Source organism: Williamwhitmania taraxaci, assembly GCF_900096565.1.
GTDB lineage: Bacteria > Bacteroidota > Bacteroidia > Bacteroidales > Williamwhitmaniaceae > Williamwhitmania > Williamwhitmania taraxaci.
Genome location: NZ_FMYP01000010.1, coordinates 51,154 through 73,942 on the forward strand (window position 1 = coordinate 51,154; position 22,789 = coordinate 73,942).

General features: G+C 42.1%; 15 protein-coding genes. 9 read left to right on the top strand and 6 right to left on the bottom strand.

The annotated features are described in order from the left end of the window. Positions 1 to 467: 467 nt before the first annotated feature. Together BLS65_RS04245 and BLS65_RS04250 are read right to left on the bottom strand one after the other, a co-directional pair. Positions 468 to 2,351: a methyl-accepting chemotaxis protein gene (locus BLS65_RS04245; RefSeq protein ID WP_092436202.1), complete on the bottom strand. Its 1,884-nt coding sequence runs from the start codon at positions 2,349 to 2,351 to the stop codon at positions 468 to 470. Positions 2,352 to 2,594: 243 nt separating this feature from the next. Beyond that, entirely contained in the window at positions 2,595 to 4,241 is a 1,647-nt protein-coding gene (locus BLS65_RS04250) for a YfcC family protein (protein WP_092436204.1), read from the bottom strand. A gap of 288 nt (positions 4,242 to 4,529) precedes the next feature. Here BLS65_RS04250 and hutI point away from each other — a divergent pair, with 288 nt between their 5' ends. From hutI to BLS65_RS04290, 8 genes are all read left to right on the top strand, one after another. Further along, complete coding sequence (gene hutI, locus BLS65_RS04255) at positions 4,530 to 5,783, top strand: imidazolonepropionase (RefSeq protein WP_092436206.1); 1,254 nt, start codon at positions 4,530 to 4,532, stop codon at positions 5,781 to 5,783. Between the two features lie 65 nt (positions 5,784 to 5,848). Continuing rightward, entirely contained in the window at positions 5,849 to 6,571 is a 723-nt protein-coding gene (locus tag BLS65_RS04260; protein WP_092436208.1) for a DUF4197 domain-containing protein, read from the top strand. Between the two features lie 14 nt (positions 6,572 to 6,585). After that, complete coding sequence (ftcD, locus tag BLS65_RS04265; protein ID WP_092436211.1) at positions 6,586 to 8,262, top strand: glutamate formimidoyltransferase; 1,677 nt, start codon at positions 6,586 to 6,588, stop codon at positions 8,260 to 8,262. Between the two features lie 184 nt (positions 8,263 to 8,446). After that, positions 8,447 to 11,701, top strand: coding sequence for a SusC/RagA family TonB-linked outer membrane protein (locus BLS65_RS04270; RefSeq protein ID WP_092436213.1), 3,255 nt, complete (start codon positions 8,447 to 8,449; stop codon positions 11,699 to 11,701). A gap of 23 nt (positions 11,702 to 11,724) precedes the next feature. Then, positions 11,725 to 13,311 carry a SusD/RagB family nutrient-binding outer membrane lipoprotein gene (locus BLS65_RS04275; RefSeq protein ID WP_092436216.1) on the top strand — a complete coding sequence of 529 codons (1,587 nt, stop codon included), beginning with the start codon at positions 11,725 to 11,727 and terminating at the stop codon, positions 13,309 to 13,311. Positions 13,312 to 13,407: 96 nt separating this feature from the next. Beyond that, positions 13,408 to 14,007 carry an adenylyl-sulfate kinase gene (cysC, locus tag BLS65_RS04280; protein WP_092436246.1) on the top strand — a complete coding sequence of 200 codons (600 nt, stop codon included), beginning with the start codon at positions 13,408 to 13,410 and terminating at the stop codon, positions 14,005 to 14,007. A 4-nt stretch (positions 14,008 to 14,011) separates the two neighbouring features. Then, positions 14,012 to 14,917 carry a sulfate adenylyltransferase subunit CysD gene (cysD, locus tag BLS65_RS04285; RefSeq protein WP_092436219.1) on the top strand — a complete coding sequence of 302 codons (906 nt, stop codon included), beginning with the start codon at positions 14,012 to 14,014 and terminating at the stop codon, positions 14,915 to 14,917. Between the two features lie 11 nt (positions 14,918 to 14,928). Beyond that, positions 14,929 to 16,221: a sulfate adenylyltransferase subunit 1 gene (locus BLS65_RS04290; protein WP_092436221.1), complete on the top strand. Its 1,293-nt coding sequence runs from the start codon at positions 14,929 to 14,931 to the stop codon at positions 16,219 to 16,221. A gap of 84 nt (positions 16,222 to 16,305) precedes the next feature. Here BLS65_RS04290 and BLS65_RS18890 read toward each other — a convergent pair whose 3' ends face one another. Both BLS65_RS18890 and BLS65_RS04295 read right to left on the bottom strand, forming a co-directional pair. After that, a complete protein-coding gene (locus BLS65_RS18890; protein ID WP_262507979.1) occupies positions 16,306 to 16,437 on the bottom strand; it encodes a hypothetical protein in 132 nt (43 codons plus the stop codon). Further along, complete coding sequence (locus tag BLS65_RS04295) at positions 16,434 to 17,333, bottom strand: C40 family peptidase (protein WP_092436223.1); 900 nt, start codon at positions 17,331 to 17,333, stop codon at positions 16,434 to 16,436. Before BLS65_RS04295 ends, BLS65_RS18890 begins: the two co-directional genes overlap by 4 nt. On the opposite strand from BLS65_RS04295, the gene BLS65_RS04300 reads away from it, so the two are divergent. After that, entirely contained in the window at positions 17,332 to 19,455 is a 2,124-nt protein-coding gene (locus BLS65_RS04300; RefSeq protein WP_092436226.1) for an HD family phosphohydrolase, read from the top strand. The genes BLS65_RS04295 and BLS65_RS04300 overlap by 2 nt on opposite strands. 97 nt (positions 19,456 to 19,552) lie before the next feature. On the opposite strand, the gene BLS65_RS04305 is transcribed toward BLS65_RS04300, so the two are convergent. Together BLS65_RS04305 and BLS65_RS04310 are read right to left on the bottom strand one after the other, a co-directional pair. Continuing rightward, positions 19,553 to 20,197 carry an outer membrane lipoprotein periplasmic chaperone LolA1 gene (locus tag BLS65_RS04305; RefSeq protein ID WP_092436228.1) on the bottom strand — a complete coding sequence of 215 codons (645 nt, stop codon included), beginning with the start codon at positions 20,195 to 20,197 and terminating at the stop codon, positions 19,553 to 19,555. Positions 20,198 to 20,211: 14 nt separating this feature from the next. Further along, positions 20,212 to 22,710 (bottom strand): FtsK/SpoIIIE family DNA translocase, encoded by a 2,499-nt coding sequence (locus tag BLS65_RS04310; RefSeq protein WP_092436229.1) that lies wholly within the window; start codon positions 22,708 to 22,710, stop codon positions 20,212 to 20,214. Positions 22,711 to 22,789: the final 79 nt, after the last annotated feature.

Here is a 22,789-nt window from a genome sequence, read left to right on the forward strand (position 1 = left end):
TTCCCATCATAGTTGTGAGTCAAACCGCCGGTTTATTTAGGTATAGGCATTCTATTTTCATCGAATTGTTGATTTAGCGCAGTGCAACTCATGGTTGGTTCGATCAAATTGAACAATAAATGCGATGGTTGGAAGTGTTGTTTGTTGATTAGGACCAGATATGACAAAAGAAAAGGGCTTCATCACCTAAATGAAACCCTCTTTCTCGACCAAACAATGTTTAAACCTAACCTATATACCTAAAGAATTTTTCTGCTGTGAGTTTGCCTTTTGTTTTCGGGTGCAAGGTAAGGTGAAAATAGTCGTGCAGCATAAATAGTCTGGTGATCTATGTCACGATTGATGGTGATATATGTTTCTTTTCTAACACTTTGTGGATATATGTAAATGCCCGAATTGCCGACAACTAAAGGGGGCATAAGCAATACCGGCTACTTAGCCGGTATTGTCTGCTCTGTTTTGAACGGCTATACCTTGAAGAAGGAGATCAACTCTTTGAGTTTCTCTGCTTGTGAGGAGAGTTCCTCGGCCCCCGTGGCCAACTCTTCGGAGGAGGCTGCTGATTGCTGAGTTACTCCACTGAGTTGTTGTATTGCTCCGTTTATTTGTTCGCCACCGGCCGATTGTTCAAGACTTGCTGCAGCAATCTCTTGAACTAAACGGGTAGTCTTTTCAATTTCTGGAACTAGTTCAATAAGTTTTTGACTTGCCTGACTTACCGTTTTAACGCCCATGGCTGAAAGTTTGTTAATTTCGTCGGCGGCAATTCGACTTCTTTCTGCCAATTTTCGGACTTCAGCCGCAACCACGGCAAATCCTCTCCCTGCTTCTCCTGCTCTTGCGGCCTCTACTGCTGCGTTAAGTGCTAGAATGTTGGTTTGGAAGGCAATGTCGGTAATGATCCCAATTTTATCGGCAATACTTTTTATTGAGATTACCGCTTCACGGGCTAGTCCATCTCCATCGCGAATGCTTCGGGATGCCTCCATTGCAATCTTTTCGGCCATCTTTGCATTATCGGAGTTTTGTTGGATGTTTGCAGATATTTGTTCCACCGTAGAGGAGACTTCTTCGGTTGTGGACGCTTGTTCAGAGGCTCCTTGCGAGAGACTTTGGGCGGTTGAACTCAACTGTTCTCCTGCATTGGAAATCTGGTCGGCACCGGTAATAATATCTGAGGCCATCTCGTGCAGCTGTAGTTTCATTTGATTCAGGGCTATGGCGAGTTCTCCAATTTCATCGTTTCGGTGTATCATTAACTGCCCCCTCAGGTCACCAGCCGCTATTTGTTTGGCAAACTCAATGCTTCGTACCATTGGCTGTGAAATTCCTTTTGCGGCAATTCGAATTACGACGGCGAGAGTGAGTAACCCAAGTATGCCAATAATAATGGCGATTAGTAGTACTTCGTTTGCTTTAGCCATTATTGTTTCGACCGGTATGGAAATACCCAACGACCACGGCGAATTTGTGGCGCCAATAGGTATTGGAGAGTAACAGTTGTAGTAATCCATATCTCCCTGGCTCGTAAACTGCATTTTTTTCCCGCTTTTTATCCCTTCCGTTAACCCGAATTCTTTGTTGTTTTTGGGATCTACCTCAGCCAGCGCTTTGCTCATCCATTCTGCTTTGGGGTGATAGGCAAAGATTCCAGAGTTTGATAAGAAAAATGCGTATCCAGTTTCGTATGGTTTTATCTGTGAAACAATTCGGCCCAGTCCAGTTAGGGCCATGTCGAGCCCAACTACCCCTTTAAACTGTCCTTTCACAATTGTAGGGATGGCAATTGAAATCATTGGGTCTTTTATTCCTTGGGCTTCATCAATATATGGATCCGTGACAAATGGCTTGCCTGTTTCTTTTGGCATTTGGTAGTAGCTGGCATCGGTTTCGTCTTGACCCTCCGAAACCTCTAATTCCACACTTCCTCTTGCCCTGTTTACATAGGGTAAAAATCTTCCATTGGCGTCGCTGCCTGGTTTTCCTCTATTGTTGGCATCGGCATTATCAAATCCGTTTGTCTCATAAAGCGTCCATGTTCCAAGTATTTCTGGATCGTTTTCCACCATTTGAGTGAGCAGGTCGATCACAAGTTGTCGATCGGTTTTACCTGCTTTGATCATAGCATCGATTGTTGTGGAAAGGGCGTAAACCTTGTTGTATTTTTCATTTAACTCCCCTTGCAATATGGCTGAGTATGTATCAACTTCGCGTTGGGCGTATTTTTCTGATTCTGCCAGTACCAGCGAGTTGTATCGGGTTATTAGTATTGCAAAGGCAATGATGAATATTGCTCCAGCTGTTCCTAGAAACAGGATGAGCATTTTGTTATTCAGTTTTCCTCTTTTCATAGCTTGCGGCGTTAGATTAGGATTGTCTTTGACTCTCTCTTTTAATGAAAAGGTCTTATACTTTCTTGCAATTAAGACCGTTAAACTGGAAATTCCAATATATAATTGATTAATCTAATTAATTGTTAGGTGAATGGTGCGGCTGTTTTTATTCCGCTAAATCGTTTCTGCCTTTCGTGGATAATTAAAAAAAGCGGGTTGAAGCCAACTAGCCTCAACCCGCCCTATGTTTTGTAGAATTAGTTAAAATCCGGGAAGTGCCATGTAAATTGTTGGAATCAAAAGTAAGAAACCAACAATAATTAGAATTATTAGTAGCGGCAAGAACCATCGCAACCATTTGTTGTATGGGATTCGTGCTATGGAGAGCACGCCCACCATAACGCCCGAAGTGGGGGAGGCCAAGTTGGTCATTCCACCGCCAACCTGATAAACGGTTACGGTTGCTTGGCGTGATATGCCCAGTAGATCGGAGAATTGCGCCATCAAAGGAATGGAGAGTGCCGCTTTTGCCGAACCAGAGGCAATAATAAGGTTTAGTAGCGTATAAAAAATATACATAATGAGCAGAGAGGTCAACTTGCCGTAACCTTCCATCGATCCAGCCGCGTAGTAAAGCAGGGAATCGATAATTTTTCCTTGCTCTAGGACGACAACAATGGCGCTAGCTAATCCAACAACCATGGCTGCCGACATAATATCCTTGGCCCCTTCAATGAAAAGTTTTGCAAGCTGATTGGCGCTTTTTCCAATGGCAATTCCCGAAGTAAGACCCATAACAAGAAACAGCGTGGCAATTTCCATAATATACCAGCCATAACCCATTACCCCAACAACGAGAAAGAGTATGGTGAACATGAGAATATTCACAATGAAGAGTTGAACCGAATGCCGAAGAACCATCAAACCAGAGAGAATCCAAATTGCTGTGACCACTGGTATGATTGGTGCACTAAATGAGCTGCTTCCTACCGTCATGTTGGTGATTGGGTAGAGGAAGGAGGATGCTAAAAGTACGCCCGATAGAATTATGAATATGGCCCATGCGTGAATGCCGGGTTTCTGGTGCCCACCGCTCACCTCTTCGGCACTCTTTTTTCTCCAGTATTCATCCTCGGCGTAAACTGGCGACAGGGTTGGATTCTTCTTTATCTTTTTAGCATAGCGAATTACGTAGGCAATACCAATAAAATTGATTACGAACCAGATAAATAGCCGATACTCGATTCCAGAAAATAGTTGTATTCCTGCCAATCCTTGAGCAATGCCAATGGTGAACGGATTCAAGAGTGCTCCGGCAAAACCAAGGCCCGCACCAAGGAAACAAAGGCTAACCCCTACAATGGAATCGTATCCCATGCTGATGGAAAGGGGAACAAAAATAACAACGAAGGCAATGGTCTCCTCGCTCATCCCTATTACGGCTCCAAAAAAACTAAAGCAGAGCATGATGAGGGAAATTACGATATTGTCGACCCCTAAGAACTTAATGAAGCGTATGCGCTCAAGTCTTCGGGTAAACCCAAGAAACGAGAAGATAGCTGCATCAAGAGCCTTGCTTTCGTTTAGCATCCAGAATGCACCCCCAATCATTAAAATATAGAAAATTATTTCGTGGGTGCGCTTAAATCCTTGGAAAATGGACGAGAAAACTTGCCATGTTTGAGGCTGGCTCTCTACCTTTTGGAACGAATCGGGAACTACTACCTGTCGCTCTATGCCGTTTACTACCTTTGTCTCTCGCGCAAACTCGCCACCCGGCACTACCCAAGAGAGTATGCCTGCTAGCCCAATTAGCGCAACGATAATAACGTAAGTGTGTGGGAATTCGCGTTTTTTCTTCTCTCCCGGGATACTGCTTTTATTGAAAAGCCTTGAAAAAATATGCATGAGTTTAGGATTAGTAGCATTTTGCGAGGCCTAAAGTAGAAAATATTCCTTCTTGTGATGCCAGTGACCGTTACGAATATGCATGCTTCCATCCTATTATGGTTGTTTGCAAGCATATCTATTTTCTGTTGTTAAACAGGTGCCCACACGGCTCTACTCTGTGGCTGTGAAGTATTACGCTCGTTTATGGCTATGTTCTTAATCCTATTTTGCAAACGATTGCTTAACGGCATCTTTTGTTATAGACTAAATAGCTATTTTCGTAACCAAAAGGAAACCACTACGCCCATGAGATTACTTATATTTAACATCAAGAAGCTGGTTCAAGTAGAAGAAGAACCACGTTTGTTGGTTGCCGGAAAAGATATGGCAACTTTAAATACCATCGACAATGCATACCTTATAATAAAGGGAGATGTAATTGAGGATTTTGGTCCTATGGAGAGGTTGGAAAAACCTCAACAGCAAGGACTTCAAATAGACAAGCGTATTGATGCTACTGGCAAGATGGTTTTTCCATCATTTTGCGACTCACACACCCATTTGGTTTATGCTGGCAGTAGGGAAATTGAGTATGTCGATAAGATAAAGGGTTTGAGTTACGAGGAGATCGCCCAGAAGGGTGGTGGTATTTTAAATTCTGCAAAGCTGCTTCACGATACAGGCGAGGAGGAACTATACTTCCAAGCGATGGAGCGTATTCATGAGATAATCGGTTTAGGAACTGGTGCCGTGGAGATAAAGAGCGGGTATGGGCTTTCTGTGGAAGATGAGTTGAAAATGCTTCGGGTAATTAAGCGCATTCGTGAAACTACACCTATTATTATAAAGGCTACTTTTTTGGGCGCACATGCGGTTCCTTCCGATTACAAGGGACGCCAAGGCGAGTATGTCGATCTTATCATCAACGAAATGTTACCAATGGTTGCTGCTGACGATTTAGCGGACTATATTGATGTGTTTTGCGATCAGGGATTTTTTACTCAAGAAGAAACAGAGCGAATGCTGATGGCTGGTATCAAGCATGGCATGCGCGGAAAGATCCATGCAAATGAATTGGCAAACTCTGGTGGAATTCAGGTTGGCGTTAAGTATAGTGCCCTTTCAGTCGATCACCTAGAATTCACTGGTGCTGCCGAAATTAAGTGTTTGCTTAATTCGGAAACTATGCCAACACTGCTGCCCGGAGCCGCATTTTTTCTCGGAATGGCATATCCACCTGCCCGCAAAATGATTGATGCGGGTTTGCCTGTGGCCTTGGCCTCCGATTATAACCCTGGATCATCGCCTTCTGGTGATATGAAGTTTGTTATGTCCCTCGGTTGTATTAAAATGAAAATGACACCCGAGGAGGTGATTAACGCAACTACCATCAATTCCGCTTATGCTATGGGGGTTAGCGATATTGTGGGAAGCATTGCACGTGGAAAAATTGCTAACTTATTTATAACAAAGCCAATCTCATCCATTGAGTTTATGCCCTACGCCTATACCGCAAAACTTATAGATAAGGTTATATTGAAGGGAAAAGTGATAGCGTAATCCTAATGTAGGGATGTCTGTACGATAAATGGAGTATATGTTAAATAGGATTTAATGGTTTTAATATGAGAAAGATATCGATTGCTGTTTCCGTGTTGCTTTTCATTTCTTGTGTTGCATTGGCAAAACGGCCGGAACTACAGATTCCAATTCCAACTCTAAAACCTACCTCGTTAACGAGCGAGGAGGTAGTCCGTGGATTAAAGGATGCCCTTAGAGTGGGCGCCGACAATTCGGTTATTTCCGCTTCATCCGTTGATGGCTTCTATCGTAACCAAGAGGTGTTTATTCCTTTTCCCAACGAGGCAATTAAGGTTAAGAATACTCTAGAGAAGATTGGTCGAAAAAAGGATGTCGATGCATTTGTGAAATCCTTGAATCGTGCAGCGGAGGAGGCAGCAAAGAGTGCTGCACCCATACTTATTAAGGCAATTCAAGATATGACCATTCAAGATGCAATGGGGATTCTTAAAGGAGATGGTAGTGCCGCTACCTTATATTTAAAGGATAAAACTACAGCCCAACTCGAAGTCAGTTTTAAGCCTATCGTTTCGGCGGCAATAAAGAAAGTAAATGTTGCCCGTTATTGGAAGCCGTTGGTTACTACGTATAATAAGACTTCGCTTTTTTCAGGTGGTGGAAAGGTCGATCCGGACCTTGAAATGTATGTTACCGAAAAGGCTATTTCCGGTCTATTTATTCTGATTGCCAAAGAGGAGTTAAAGATTAGAAAAGATCCAGCGGCAAGGGTTACGGATATAATAAAGAGTGTTTTTTCAAAACAATAAACCACTATACTAACATGGAAAAGAAATTAATCGAATGCGTCCCCAACTTCTCCGAAGGGGTCGACATGAATATCATTAAGCAGATCACGAACGAAATTGAAGCCGTTGATGGCGTAAAACTCATCGACGTGGATCCCGGCCAAGCCACGAACCGTACCGTGGTAACCTTCGTGGGAACTCCCGATGAGGTTATTGAGGCTGCTTTTCGAGCTGTGAAGAAGGCGAGTGAGCTTATTGATATGAGCAAGCATAAAGGAGCGCACCCACGCTTCGGTGCCACCGATGTTTGTCCTCTTGTGCCGGTAGCTAATATTACCATGGAGGAAACGGTGATCTACGCGCACAAACTTGCCGAGCGGATTGGAAAAGAACTTCAGTTCCCTGTTTATTGCTACGAGAGTGCCGCCTTATCCGCTCCGCGGAAGAATTTGGCATATTGTAGATCAGGTGAGTATGAAGGGTTGGCCGATAAGTTGTCCAAACCCGAGTGGAAGCCTGATTTTGGTCCGGCTAAATTTGTTCCAAGAACCGGTGCAATTGCGGTGGGGGCTCGAAATTTCCTTATTGCGGTAAATTTCAACCTAAATACGACCTCTACGCGTCGTGCCAATGCAATTGCTTTCGATGTTCGGGAGAAAGGACGTCCTGTTCTTGAGGCCGGAAAGAAGAAACTGGATGATAAGGGCAATGAGGTTTACGCGCCAGGTACACTGCCCGGAACCAAAGCCATTGGTTGGTTTATCGATGAGTATGGTGTTGCTCAGGTCTCCATGAATATTACTGATATTATTCAAACACCGCTTCATATTGCCTTCGACGAGGTGTGCCGTAAGGCCGATGCTCGCGGTATTCGGGTAACGGGAACGGAGATAGTGGGATTAGTGCCCCTCAGTGCTATTTTGGAGGCAGGTAAATACTTCCTCAAAAAACAAAGTCGCTCTACAGGTATATCGAATGAGGAGATCATTAAGATTGCTGTAAAGTCGATGGGATTGGACGAGCTTTATGCTTTCGACCCGAAGAAGAAGATCATCGAGTACATATTAGAGGATGGAGGCAAAAAGAAACTCATCGATATGAATCTGGTTGCCTTTGCCAACGAAACTGCTTCTGAGTCGCCTGCACCTGGTGGTGGATCTATTGCTGCATATATGGGTGCTATGGGAGCTGGTTTAGGTACTATGGTGGCAAATCTTTCGTCGCACAAAGCTGGATGGGATGAGCGTTGGGAAGAGTTCTCCGTATGGGCCGATAAGGGCAAGTATTATATGGATACTCTTTTGCACTATGTGGATGAAGATACCAACGCCTTTAATAAGATAATGGATGCTTTTTCATTGCCAAAGAAAACTGATCAGGAGAAGGCGTCGCGCAAAACAGCCATTCAGGCGGCAACCCGCTATGCAATTGAGGTGCCATATAAGGTTATGGAACTCTGCTACGAGTCGATGGAGGTAATGAAGGCCATGGCTGAATTTGGTAATCCAAACTCGGTTACCGATGCAGGGGTAGGAGCACTTGCCGCTCGATCGGGCGTTTTTGGAGCATTTCTGAACGTAAAAATCAACTCCGCAAGCCTCGATGACAAGGCATATGTCGACAAAATCCTCGCCAGTGGTCAAAATATTTTAGAAAAGACCATAATACTTGAAGAGGAGATATTGGCAATAGTCGAAGGTAAGATTAGGTGAAAATATACTGATAATTAACGTAATAAATAATTTAAAGGAGAGGGCTTAAAGGCTCTCTCCTTTTTTTTTTGTTATTTATTTCTTGTTTAAGCTAAAAATTCTTAAAAAATAGTTGATATAGTAACCTCGAATAACTAAATTGGACGTGTGAAAATTGCCTTAATACAAACCTAAAACTTAATCTATGAAACGATTATCAGCTCTTCTTGCCTTGCTGATGCTTGTTACGCTCTTCGTGCAAGCACAACAGAGGCAAGTTACTGGAACTGTTACAGGTTCTGACGATGGGAAAGCACTTCCTGGCGTTTCTATCCAAGTAAAAGGAACCACTTCGGGTGGAACTACCGACATGGATGGTAAATTTAGTATTACAGTGCCAGACGGTTCTGGAACACTAGTATTTAGATTCGTTGGTTACAAACAACAAGAAACTGTTGTTGGTGACCGCACAATTGTTAATGTAATTCTTGAAACCGAATCATTAAAGGTTGAAGAAGTTGTTGTTACAGCTCTCGGTATTTCTCGGGCAAAGAAGGCTCTAGGTTATGCCGTTCAAGATGTACAAGGTGATGATCTTACAAAGGTAAGGTCAACCAACGTTGTAAGTTCGCTCACTGGACGTCTTGCTGGTGTGCAAATTAGTACTGCTTCTGGCCAAATGGGCGGCGGTGCAAAAATTAATATTCGCGGTAACACATCTTTCACTGGCTCAAACCAACCTCTATTTGTAATTGACGGTATTCCTTTGGATAACTCCGACTTTTCTTATGGAGCAACTGGAGGTGGCGGTTACGACTTTGGTAACTTAGCTCAAGACATTAATCCAGACGACATCGAGTCTGTTTCTGTTCTTAAGGGAGCTAGTGCTTCTGCTCTTTATGGTTCTCGTGCGGCTAACGGTGTTGTAATGATTACAACAAAGAAATCAAAGAACGAAGAGAAAAAGACCATTGGTGTTTCTGTTAATTCTAGTCTCACGCTAGATAAAATCTCTATTATTCCTCAGTATCAAAAGGAATATGGTGGAGGTAGTATCCTTGGTGGAACTGATGGATTTGATCAAGTTGCTATAGGTGGTAAAACTTATAATATTGTTGACTATGCAACTGACGAAAGTTGGGGGCCAAAATATGATGCAAATATTAAGTATCTGCCATTTAATGCGTTCGACTCTTGGGATACTGAAAATTATTTGGTTGAAAAACCATGGCTTTATCCTAAAAACGACTACAATTATTTCTTTAAAACTGCCGTTACCAATACCAACAACGTATCAATGACGGCAGGTGACCAGAATAGCACATTTAGGTTGTCATACACCAACATGAACTCTACTGGTAATTATGCAAAAAGTGAACTTAAAAGGAATACTTTGAGTTTTAATGTAACTCATAAGCTTCATAAGTCTGTTGAAGGTTGGGCTAATGCTAACTATGTTGTGAACGACGCTGTAGGTCGTCCAGAAACTGGTTATGGCGATAGGAACCCAGTTCAAAAAATGTGGCAATGGATTCACACCTCTATTGACTATAAGGATCTTGAGGCTTGGCAAAATCCTGATGGAACTCAACGTCCATGGAATAGAACTGCTTGGAATGACGGTGCAGTAAACTATACCGATAACCCATATTGGAGCCGTTACAAGAACTACGAAACTGACCGTCGTGACCGTTTTTACGGGAATGCTGGAGTGCATATTAAGTTCTTACCTTGGTTAAAGTTGACAGGCCGTGTTGGTGCTGATTACTATACTTTTAACATGCAAGAGCGTATGGCTGTTGGTTCTCAGGCTACTTCTGAATATCTACTCGATACTCGCTCAATGTCTGAAGTTAACTCTGAGTTCTACTTTACTCTAGATAAGCGAGTTATGGATGACAAAATTGGGTTGAACGCAATCATTGGTGCTAACCGCATGGATAGTCAAAAATGGAGAAGTGGTGGTGTAACTATTGGTGGACTTGTTGTTCCTGAACTTTACAATTTATCTAATTCTGCGACCAAGGCTACCTCTTATGACTATAAATCCTGGAAACGAATCAATAGTGTTTATGGAAACTTTACGATGGATTACGATCGTTTAGTTTACCTAGAGCTAACGGCTCGTAATGACTGGTCTTCCACTCTTCCATCAGGACTGAACTCTTATTTTTATCCTTCTGTAAACTTAAGTTTTGTTCTTTCTGAACTTTCTGCTGTTAAAGATCTCGGGTTTGTTACTTTTGCAAAGGTTCGTGCAGGTATTGCTCAAGTGGGTAATGACACACAACCTTATAACCTCGAGAATTATTATGCAGCTGGTGCTTCTTTTGGTGATAATCCAAGGTATTCCTTGCCTACAACGCGTCCTAACTTTGAACTAAAGCCTGAAAAGACTAATTCTTGGGAAATTGGAACGGAAATGAAATTTTTGGATAACCGTTTTGGATTAGATGTTTCTTACTACTATAAAGAAACTGTCGACCAAATTATCCCTGCACGTGTTTCGGGTACTACTGGTTTTGGTGCATTCAATATCAATACTGGTAAGATGGTTAATAAGGGTTGGGATTTAAGTTTCTCATTAACCCCTGTTAAGGTTGCTGGTTTCCAATGGGATATTATGATAAATGCTGGTATTCTTAATAATGAGGTTGTTGAAATCGACCCATCGTTGGAGTATTTGGCTTTAGGAAATGCTCCATTTAAGGTTCAGGTAGGTGCATTCAAAGGATATAGTTACCCAATTATTTATGGAACCGATTTCGTTATGGATGCTCAAGGAAATAAGGTAATTAGCCCTGGTGGAAACTACCTCGCTTCCGAAATTAAACCATTGGCTAATGCAACTCCAAACCTTACTGGTGGTATAACCAATACCTTTACATACAAAGGTTTTGATGTGAGCGTTTTAGTGGATATGCAACGTGGTGGTAATATGTATTACACATCTTATATGTGGGGTATGTATTCTGGTATTATGGAAGAGTCTGCTAAAACTAATGAGTTTGGTGTAAACATTCGCGAGGACATTGCTATTAATGGTGGTGTATTGCTCGATGGTGTTTATGGAACTTACGATCCAATTGCTAAGCTTGTTTCTTATACCGATGCTACTGGTGCTCCTTCTGCTACTCCGGTTGTAAATACTACTAGGTTAGATGGTAAAGATTGGGCTCAACATCACTACGATGGACCAGATAAACAAAATATCTTCAGTACCAATTTCGTAAAACTTCGCGAAGTTCGTTTTGGATATACTGTTCCCGGTCGCTTCACTGGTCCTATTAAAGGGCTAAGAGTATCTGCTTATGGTCGTAACCTTGCAACTTGGGGTAGAGCATCACAACACTTTGATCCTGAGTACATGCAAATGGCAGGTTCAAATGCTCAAGGTGTTGAAGGTGGATATATTCCAAGTGTTTATACAATCGGTTTTGGTATAAACTTTAATTTCTAAGTAATCCTAAAAGACAGAAACATATGAAATCATTAACAAAATATGTTGGTGGTCTTGCACTTCTAAGTTTATTAACTGTAGTTGGCTGCGAGAAGGATTTTGAGAAAATCAACACCAATCCAAATAATACGAAGAGTGCTCCCACTCCGTATATAATGACTTATGCCCAACGCCACATTGCTTACTTTGTAAACGACGTTTGGTATAGTGGTCGTCAAGCCTCTTTGGCTTGTCAGCAATGGTCGCAAAGAAACTATACTTCGGAGGATCGTTACTCTTTTAGAGAAGCTACAATGGATGGCTTCTTTCGTAACATGTACATCTGGATGTATAATTATCAGGCAATTATTGGCTTGAATACTGATCCTGCTACCAAGGATGCTTTTAGTATTTATGGCGATAATGCTATGCAAATTGCTACTGCTGAGATTATGAAGGCTTGGGGTTTTCAGTTATTAACCGATGCTTTTGGCGACGTGCCTTATTCTCAGGCTCTTCAACCAGATAAGTATCCAACTCCAAAGTTTGATGCTCAGCAAGATATCTACGATGATCTTATTGCTAAGTTAACTGCAGCTGCAACTGCTTTGCAGGGATCAAATGGTTGGGCAACTGGCGATATCCTTTATGGAGGTGATGTGGATCAGTGGATTAAGTTTGCCAACTCACTTCGCTTAAGACTTGCCTTACGTGCATCAAAAGTAAATTCAGCTAAGTATATGCCTATTGCATTAGATGCTATTGCCGATGGTGTGTTTACTTCCAATGCTGATGATGCAATTGTTCAGTTTGCGGGAGCAGGCGAACCCAATGAAGCCCCTGTATACAATGGCTTTATTGTTAATAAAAGAAACGACTTTACTCTTACAAAGCAGTTTGTAAACCTAATGAAAGGTTTAGATGATGCAGCCAAGGGTTTTGTTAATCCGCTTAATGGAATTGTAGACCCGCGTTTGGCTGTTTATCGCGGTCCTTGGGCTAGTAATGCTACAAGAGTCGGAATACCATACGGAATGAGCGATGCAGAAACAAAGCAATATGTTACTGCAAATTCTGTAATTAATTTGCGTCCTTCGTATACCCTCAGTTTGCTGCCTTACAATTTGCAACCTGATTTCTCTGCAACTTATTTAGATTTTGCAACTGTAAGTTTTATGGCTTGTGAGGTAGAAGGTTGGAGTAGAGCAAGATTTCAAGCAGGTGTTGAGGCTTCGTTAGCAAAGCTTGGTATTACAGATCTAGCGTATGTTGCTTCTGTTCTTGCTAAGTATGATGCTGCTACTACTGATGCTCAACGTGCAGAACTTGTTATTACACAGAAGTACATTCACCTTTACAATCAGCCTTATGAGGCTTGGTCTGAGTATCGTAGAACGGGCTTTCCTAAATCTATTGTAAAACCAGGTGAAGTTACTGCCGTTGTTGGAGGAAATAATATTTTATTCACTCCTGTTAATGGTAAAGAATCTGGTAACGATATCGTGGCTCGTTTCAAATACGGTATTTCTGAGTATGTGCTAAATAGATCCAATGTTGAAGCTGCTGCTACAGCAATGGGTGGCGATGACCACAAGCATAAAGTATGGTGGGCAGGTGGCGGTTCTCAGTAATCGTATTCTGTTAAACTAATATTTAGAGGCTGCTTCGGCAGCCTCTTTTTTTTGCCCTAACCTTTTACTACCTTTACCCCACTAAAACCTATGGGAATGGTAGAGAATCTCTTTCCGATTTTCGATAAAATGCTCTCTCGTAAACAGAAAGAGGAACAGCTTAATCAGCATGGTGTTGTGCTCTGGCTTACCGGCTTGTCTGGGAGTGGAAAAACAACAATAGCCCTCCAGTTTGAGAAAAGACTGCATGAACTTGGATTCTTAACGCAAGTTCTCGATGGGGATAACATTCGTTCGGGACTTAATTCTAATCTTGGTTTCTCTGTTGAGGATCGATATGAGAATATTCGCAGAATTGCCGAGACGGCAAAACTCTTTGCCCAATGTGGCGTTATTACAATCTGCTGCTTTGTTAGTCCCGAAATCGAGATGCGCGAAAATGCACGACAAATTATTGGTTCCTTCGATTTTTACGAGGTTTACGTGAGCACTTCTCTTCGTATTTGCGAAGGTAGAGATGTTAAAGGACTCTACCATAAGGCACGTGCAGGCGAGTTGAAAGATTTTACTGGAATTGATGCTCCATTTGAAGCTCCATTGCATCCAGATGTGTTACTAAACACTGAGGGTTGTTCCGTTGATCAGAGTGTTGATCAACTTTTTACCTCCGTAATTGACCGAATTAAGATAGCATAGTTTTATGAGTAAGTTTCATTTGAATCATCTTCGCGAACTTGAGGCCGAATCGATTTTTGTGATTAGGGAAGTGGTGGCGCAGTTCGAGAATCCAGCCATGCTTTTTTCTGGTGGTAAGGATTCTATTGTAATGTTTCATCTCGCTCAAAAGGCCTTTTGGCCTGCAAAAGTGCCTTTTCCCCTTATGCATATCGATACCGGCCATAATTTTCAGGAAACGTTGGACTTTCGGGATAAACTGGTGGAAGAGACTGGCGTTAAGCTTATTGTTAGGTTGGTTCAGGATTCTATTGATCAAGGTCGATCGGTGGAAGAGACGGGAATTAATGCGAGCCGAAATAAGTTGCAAACTGTAACTCTTCTCGATGGAATAGAGTCACTTAAGATTGATTGCGCCATGGGCGGAGGGCGTCGCGACGAAGAGAAGGCAAGGGCAAAGGAGCGTTTTTTTTCACATCGGGACGAGTTTGGGCAGTGGGATCCTAAAAATCAACGGCCCGAATTATGGAACCTATTCAATGGGCGAAAGAATATGGGCGAACATTTCAGAGTGTTCCCAATTAGCAACTGGACCGAGATGGATGTTTGGCAGTATATTCTATTAGAGAAAATTGCGCTACCTTCAATCTATTTCTCTCACGAGCGTGAGGTTTTCGATAGGGATGGGGTCATCTATTCTGCATCTCCATATATGCCTTTAAAGCCTACCGAAAAGGTTGAAAAGAGAGTTGTTCGGTTTCGAACCATCGGCGATATGACCTGTACCGGTGCCGTGTTGTCGGTGGCCAGTTCGTTGGAAGATATTATTGAGGAGGTGGCTGCAACCAGAGTAACCGAACGTGGATCTCGTATTGATGATAAACGGTCGGAAGCAGCAATGGAAGATAGAAAAGTAGAAGGTTATTTTTAGACTGAAAACAGATGTTTACCAACATAGATAGCAGCAATAGTTCGACTCGTGGGTATTTGGATATGGAATTGTTACGCTTTACCACTGCTGGTAGCGTAGACGATGGAAAAAGCACCTTGATTGGTCGTTTGCTTTACGATAGCAAAGCAATCTTCGAAGATCAATTGGAGGCTATACAGCTAGCTAGCGTTAAGCGTGGCGACGATCATGTTGACTTGGCCTTACTTACCGATGGCTTACGTGCTGAGCGTGAACAAGGAATTACGATTGATGTTGCCTACCGCTACTTTGCTACCCCTAAGCGTAAGTTTATAATTGCCGATACTCCTGGGCATATTCAGTATACTAGGAATATGGTGACTGGAGCGTCTACCGCAAATCTTGCATTAATTCTTGTCGACGGACGTAAGGGTGTGTTGGAGCAAACCATTCGACATTCGTATATTGCCGCAATGTTGGGCATTCCGCAGGTTATGTTTTGCATCAACAAGATGGATTTGGTAGATTATAGCCAGCCTATTTTCGATTCTATCAAAAAAGATTTAGAGATACTCGCAACAAAAATTGGGTTGCGCCAAGTCTGGTTTACTCCTATCAGTGCATTGCATGGCGATAACGTGGTAGAACCATCCACGAATATGCCATGGTACACCGGCCAGCCTTTGTTGGCTTTTCTCGAAACAGTTGAGGTTGTGCGTGAGGAGTTAAGCGAAGCGGCTCGGTTTCCTGTTCAAAATGTAATACGACCGCAAAGCGATAAGTTCCACGATTACAGAAGTTACGGTGGTAGGGTTGCTGGTGGAGTTTTTCGTGTTGGCGATAAGGTTGCTGTATTGCCTACTGGACTAACCTCCACTATTGCTGCCATTGATTTTGCTGGGGATGTTTTAGATGAGGCACGTCAACCTATGTCTGTTTCTATTCGTCTCGCGGATGATATAGATGTTAGCCGTGGAAACATTATTGTAAAGGTAGGTGAGAAGCCCCGACAACAGCAGGATTTGGAGGTAATGCTATGCTGGTTAAACGAGTTACCCCTAATTGTTGGCGGAAAATATGGGTTGAAGCATACCAGTGCCGATTTGCGATGTATTGTAAAAGAGGTGGTTTATAAGGTAAATATAAACACGCTGGAGAAGGATTATGCCGACAAAATAATCGGTCCGAATGATATTGCTCTGGTAAAATTAAAGTTGACAAAGACTATTTTCTTTGACTCTTATCGTGACAATAGAAATACCGGAAGCCTTATTTTAATAGATGAAGGCACAAATGTTACTGTTAGTGCTGGAATGATACAGTAGAAATAAATGGGTCTTATGACTCATTTTTTGAAAGAACCAGGACTCAATGTTATGAGTTGAGTCAAACGTATCGGAAATAGCAGGTTACGGCTTGTGTCTATCTTGTTCTTCATCTGGTTTCTCTTCACCGTTTTTCTCGTGAAAATGACGTCGATAGATAATGAAGGCAATTGCCACAATGGCAATAAAAACGACTAATAGTTGGTGACGTATCATAGCCAAAAAGTTTTTAATTTCGATAATCGTTTGATTATACGTAGTTTGTGAGAGTAATTCTTACTTTCTGTATTGTATATTCCTTGGTGGTCAATATTGTCTTTTCTTACTCTTCCCGAAGCGTGGATTATTTTTCCATTTCCTGTGATTATTCCAACATGGATAATATTACCCTCATCGTTGTCGAAGAATGCGAGGTCTCCCGGTAGTGCCTCGTTAATAAAACTAATGGTAGTGCCGTATTGCATCTGTTGTGATGCGTCGCGTGGCAAATAGGTTCCAATCGTTCGAAAAACAATTTGAACCAATCCGGAACAGTCTATTCCATAGGTTGTTTTACCGCCCCAGAGGTAAGGCGAGTTAATAAATGCCTCCGCACGGTCCACCACCGAGTGGCAAGCCGGCTTATTTTCTATAATTGGTTGAATTACTCTATTAAACTCCTCTGCTGCTTTTGCTTTGTTGCTATCGATGTGGTAAAAAAAGGAGCCAGTAGGGAGTAAGTTTGGGTGGGTATTTGAATCGAAGAGGCAAAGCGTGTCTTTCGCCACAATTGTAAAGGAAGCATCAATTAGCCTTGTGAACTCCTCATTCGACAATTCTTTGATCATGATTCGATTCACCCAACCCTGATATTCATCTACCATTGATCGCACCAATTCCCAGTTGCCATTGGATTCGATAACCTCAATTGGCTCACCCCAAAGCAGCTGCGTTACCATTTCGGAGCGCTCGTTTGCCTCATGGCGCATTGGTACAATAGCCTCGCAGGCAATTGCCTTAATGCTGTCCATCTGATATTTGAAAGGAAATTGACCCATTATCGGCTGAAATTTGTTAGTTTTGTTGGATGCAGGTAAGTTAATAAATTTACCACTTACAAAAAGAGTTTTCATGATTAAGCTGAATAAAAATACGCTCCGACCAATTCTACGGGTTCTTCTTTTCGCTGCAGCAACGGTCTTTATAATCTTGATTCTTCCAAGGGAGGGTCGATTTGGATTTGAATTTCAAAAGGGTAGGCCGTGGATGCACGAAACGCTCATTGCCCCTTTCGATTTCTCTATCTATAAGAATGAAACTGAATTGATTGAAGAAAAGGCCTCGCTTTTTAAAGCGTATCGGCCATTTTTTGAATACGATAGTAGTGTTGCCCCAGAAGTGATGCGGAAATTGGAAGATAAATTTGCTGGTTTTTTCTCCAAAATGCGTCAGCAAACGGGGAGCGCATTTAAGGGTCAAGAATTGAGTAATTCCGCTACGAACAGTTCCGATAAAGAAAAACTATTGTTGAGTTACGTTCATGAGGAGATTGAATGGTGCTACAACCGTGGTGTTGTGTCTAATCTTGAATTAAATCAATATCTTGGGGAGAGACAAAGGAGTGTTCCATTAATTGTTTTGCACAGAGGAATCGCCGACGAAACCCTTTCAATGGAACTCTATTCGGCAGATAATGTCGTTGAACGAATTGTTAACTCTTTATCAAAAAACTTTTTTTATAACAGAGCAGATGCTGTCAGTTTTGTTGCCGAAGTAGGATTAACCAAAGAGGTTCGCCCGAATGTTATCTACAGCGAGAAAATTAGTAATAAAATGCGTGAGGAGATACTCTCTTCTGTCTCGCTAACAAAAGGAATGATTCAAAGCGGTACTCGGATAATCTCGAAAGGTGATCCTATTCGCGCCTATGATTTTTCGGTTCTGGAATCGTTAAAAAAGGAGTATGAGGCGCGTCTTGGATTTTCGGGTAAGCGCTATCTTCTGGTTATGGGCCATGCGTTTCTTACAGGATTGTGTGTATTTATTCTTTACCTATTCCTTTTCTACTATCGAAAAGAAATACTGGAATCGCTCCGTAAGTGTCTTTTTATTCTTCTTTTAGTAGTGGCAATGATTGGAATATCTTCGTTCGTTCTAAAAAGCGATGGGATAAGCCTTTACATTGTTCCTTTCGTTGTTGTTCCCATTTTTATTCGAACGTTTTACGATAGCCGATTGGCGTTGTTTATTCACTTGATAATCGTAATGCTAATTGGTTTCCAGGCACCTAACTCCTTCGAATTTGTATTTCTTAATTTTATTGCTGGGGTCGTTGCCATTCTTAGCCTTACCAATTCATATCGGAGAGGGAAATTATTTGTAGCCAGTGGCTTGGTCTTTGTCGTTTATGCATCCATTTATTTTGCACTTACGGTTTTAAAGCAAGGTGGCTTTACTGGCATAGCATGGTTCGATTATGTTTGGTTTGCGGGCAATGCATTTTTGATCTTAGTGTCTTACCAGCTGGTTTATCTTTTCGAAAAGATCTTTGGTTTTTTATCGGATACCACGCTTATTGAATTGTCCGATCATAACCAGGCGCTCTTGCGCCGTTTGGCCGAAGAGGCTCCCGGAACCTTTCAGCACTCCCTTCAAGTCTCAACCCTTGCCGAGGCTGCCGTTTTTCAAATTGGGGGCAATCCGTTGCTCGCAAAACTAGGAGGTCTTTACCACGATATCGGAAAGTTAAATAATCCTATGTATTTCATTGAGAATCAGGTATCGGAGTTTAATCCTCACCACAACCTCGAGTTTGAAGAGAGTGCCAGTCTCATAATTCGACATGTTGCCGATGGCGTTACTATTGGAAGAAAATATAAACTTCCTGATCCCATTATCGACTTTATCCGCACCCATCATGGTACTTCGAAGGTTCAATATTTTTATCGACTCTATAGGAATAAGTATCCTGATGGCAAGCTGGCAAGTGCATTTAACTATCCTGGCCCCCGACCAACGACTAAAGAGACTGTAGTTCTTATGATGGCGGATGCTGTTGAAGCTTCATCGCGCAGCTTATCTGTTGTTTCACCGGAGACAATCGATGAGTTGGTCGAAAGTATTGTGAATTTTCAGCAAATGGAAGATCAGTTTAATGAAGCCAATATAACCTTTAAAGATATAACCACTATAAAGACCGTTTTTAAGAAGAAATTACTGAATATGTACCACGTAAGAGTAGTGTATCCACAATAAAAAAGAGAGCGGTCCTAACCGCTCTCTTTTTTTATAACCCATTTTGAAATAGGCTAAACTATAAATAGATGTTTAATCCACGATTTTAGGACGAACTCTATCGTAAGTCGTTAACTGAAACTCCAGCATGCTTTGCGGGTGAAAAGGAAAAGAGATTCTCATCCACTTCTTTGTTTGGCGTAAGCGCCTTTATGTCGAGGGTGTAGCGGTTGCCGTCCTTGCTGAAATACTTAATCTGCACCGGCTCTAATGTTGTCTTGTTGAAAGAGAATCGAACAATGGTGTATGATACACCTACTTTTTTAGGGTAGAGGTCGATTACATAAACAGGTGTCTTGTTTACTGTAGACTCCTCCTTAAATTTGTATTTGAATTCGCGGTCGTAAATGGTAAATAACCGAGATGGATTGTCGAGGAAGCCACCATCGCCTTCCTTTGGTTCAAGGATGTTCACCTCGTTTGCTTCCTTTAGGAATGTCCATTTGGTTTTTCCATTGAAGTATATCTCGGTGCCCATCAGGTCGAGAAGGTATTTCTTTCCTTTAATGGTGATTTTCCCTTTTTGGGTGTCTTTGATATTCTCCTGTGTATTTTCGAGCGTGAAGGAAAATTCACAGTATAATGTTTTGTAATCCTTCGTCTTTTTCGAAAAATCATCGAGAATTTCCTTTGCTCGTTGGTCTTTTTGCGAAAATGCCAACGCAGGGAGCATCAGTAGAGCTAAAAAAAGCAGTTTTTTCATATTATATAGTTTAATTATTTGTTATTGAGATTATTGAGGATGTGTTCGAGTGATATTTCATCGGTAATCAAAACTTGTCGAGCTTTACTTCCCTCGAAGGAGCCCACGATACCCGCAGCTTCGAGTTGGTCAATTATCCTTCCTGCTCGATTGTAACCAATAGAGAATTTTCTTTGAATCATGGATGTTGATCCCTGCTGGTTCATTACGATAACCCGAGCTGCTTCTTCGAAAAGATCATCTTTTTTCGAGAGGTCAACTTCGTTGCCTTCTATTGTTTCGTCACCTTTATACTCTGGCAGAAGGAAGGCCGAGGAGTAACCTCTTTGGTTTCCAATAAAATCGGTAATTCTTTCGATTTCGGGCGTGTCAACAAATGCACATTGCACGCGGATGATGTCGTTACCAGTAGAAACCAGCATGTCTCCGCGTCCAATAAGTTGATTTGCTCCAGGGCAGTCAAGAATAGTTCTTGAATCGATCATGGAGGATACCCTAAATGCAATACGGGCAGGGAAGTTTGCTTTAATAACGCCTGTGATAATGTTGGTGGTAGGGCGTTGTGTGGCAATAATCAAATGGATACCAATGGCTCTTGCCAGCTGGGCGATCCGCGCAATAGGTGTCTCGATTTCTCTGCCTGCGGTCATTATAAGGTCGGCAAACTCATCAATTACCACCACGATGTATGGCAGGAATTTATGTCCTTTTGTTGGGCTTAACCTACGGGAGACAAATTTTTCGTTGTATTCCTTAATGTTTCTAACGTGCGCCAACTTAAGCAAGTCGTAGCGGCTATCCATCTCATTGCAGAGGGAGTTGAGCGTATAGATTACCTTTTGGGTGTCTGTTATAATTGGTTCCTCTGAATCGGGAAGCTTTGCCAAGAAGTGACGCTCAATCTTGGAGTATAATGTCAACTCAACCTTTTTTGGGTCGACCAACACGAATTTAAGCTGGGAGGGGTGTTTTTTGTAGAGCAAACTCGCCAGCATAGCGTTTAATCCCACTGATTTACCTTGACCAGTTGCACCTGCCACCAAAAGGTGAGGCATTTTGGTGAGGTCAAGCATAAAGGTTTCGTTGCTAATGGTTTTCCCGAGAGCAAGCGGTAGATCATATTTCGATTCCTGAAACTTTGCCGATTTAATAATAGAAAGCATGGAAACCACCTCGGGATTAAGGTTTGGAACTTCTATTCCAATTGTCCCTTTTCCTGGGATTGGGGCAATAATACGAATGCCTAAGGCAGCAAGGCTTAGCGCAATATCGTCTTCCAAATTCTTTATTTTTGAGATGCGAACTCCTGGGGCGGGTACTATCTCGTAGAGAGTAACAGTTGGACCAATGGTTGCTTTGATCTTGTCGATTTGAATCTTATAGTTGGCAAGCGTTTCCACAATTTTGTTTTTGTTGGAAATCAACTCGTCGTTAGAAACTGTAAGTTCTGGATTCTTCCATTCTTCTAGCAACTCAACTGGAGGTCGTTGATAACCAGAAAGATCAAGGGTGGGGTCGTAAAAATCTTGATCGCTATGGGCGATTTCTACTTGGTCTTCTTCGGCAATTTTCTCAACGGTGAGTTGTATCTCCCCACTATTATCGACAAATTCATCATTTGTATTCTCATCTGCTTGATGATCATTAGGCATTATGGCTGCCTCGATTACTGATGCGTCAGTAATGTTGTTGCCAACTTCTTCATCTGGACTTATAATATTGGATTTTTCCGTTTTGTCTATGTTCGTTTCGAATATAACTTCGGCGGGTCTTTTAATGTTGGTTTTTGGTGTCGTCGGAGTTTCTATTTCTTGAATTTTAGAAATTGTATTTGGTTTTCCATCTTCATTTCCATTGGCCTCCCATTCTGCTTCCTCTGCTGTCTTGGTTGCGGTTTCGTCTTTTTTGAGCATTGTATGCACTGCTCCTACACCAAAGTTGAGCCAGTGGAATGTGTTCTTTGTGGTAAATGTCAAGAAGGTTGCCGCGGCAAAGAACAGGAATAGACCTGTTCCGAATTTCCCCATTAGGCTATTCATCCACTGAGCCATAAATACTCCATGAGCGCCTCCGAGACCATTCCCAAATAACCCTTGTGCCGATCCAAAGAGGTATCCAAGGGTTAGCGATGTTAGTATCGCCGTAATGAGTAAGGTTCTACTTGCTTTTCGGAATGGGTAGGGGCGAAGTTTCATCAATCGAAGGCCACCCAAACCAAGGATAAGTGGGATGACAAAAGCACCAATTCCAAAGCCATCACTGATGAGCATATTCGCAAAAAAGGCACCAATCTTGCCTCCCCAGTTATCAACGCTAACGCTTGATGCGGAAAAAACATTCTGCCACTCAAAACTTTGGTCAGTCTGCCAGGTGAAAATGAAGGAGATAAGGGCCAGTGAAAGGTATATTGAAAACAGACAGGCGAACATGCCCGAAATAAACCAAACACGCTCGTCGTGGAAGAATCCTGTTCTATTCTCTGTTTGCTCTTGTGATTTGCTTTTAGTTCCCATTTAATTTGCTCCTAAACAATTAGGGTGTTCTTAACGATTTGCATTGTAACATGCAAAGCTAAGTAAAATATGGGAAAAC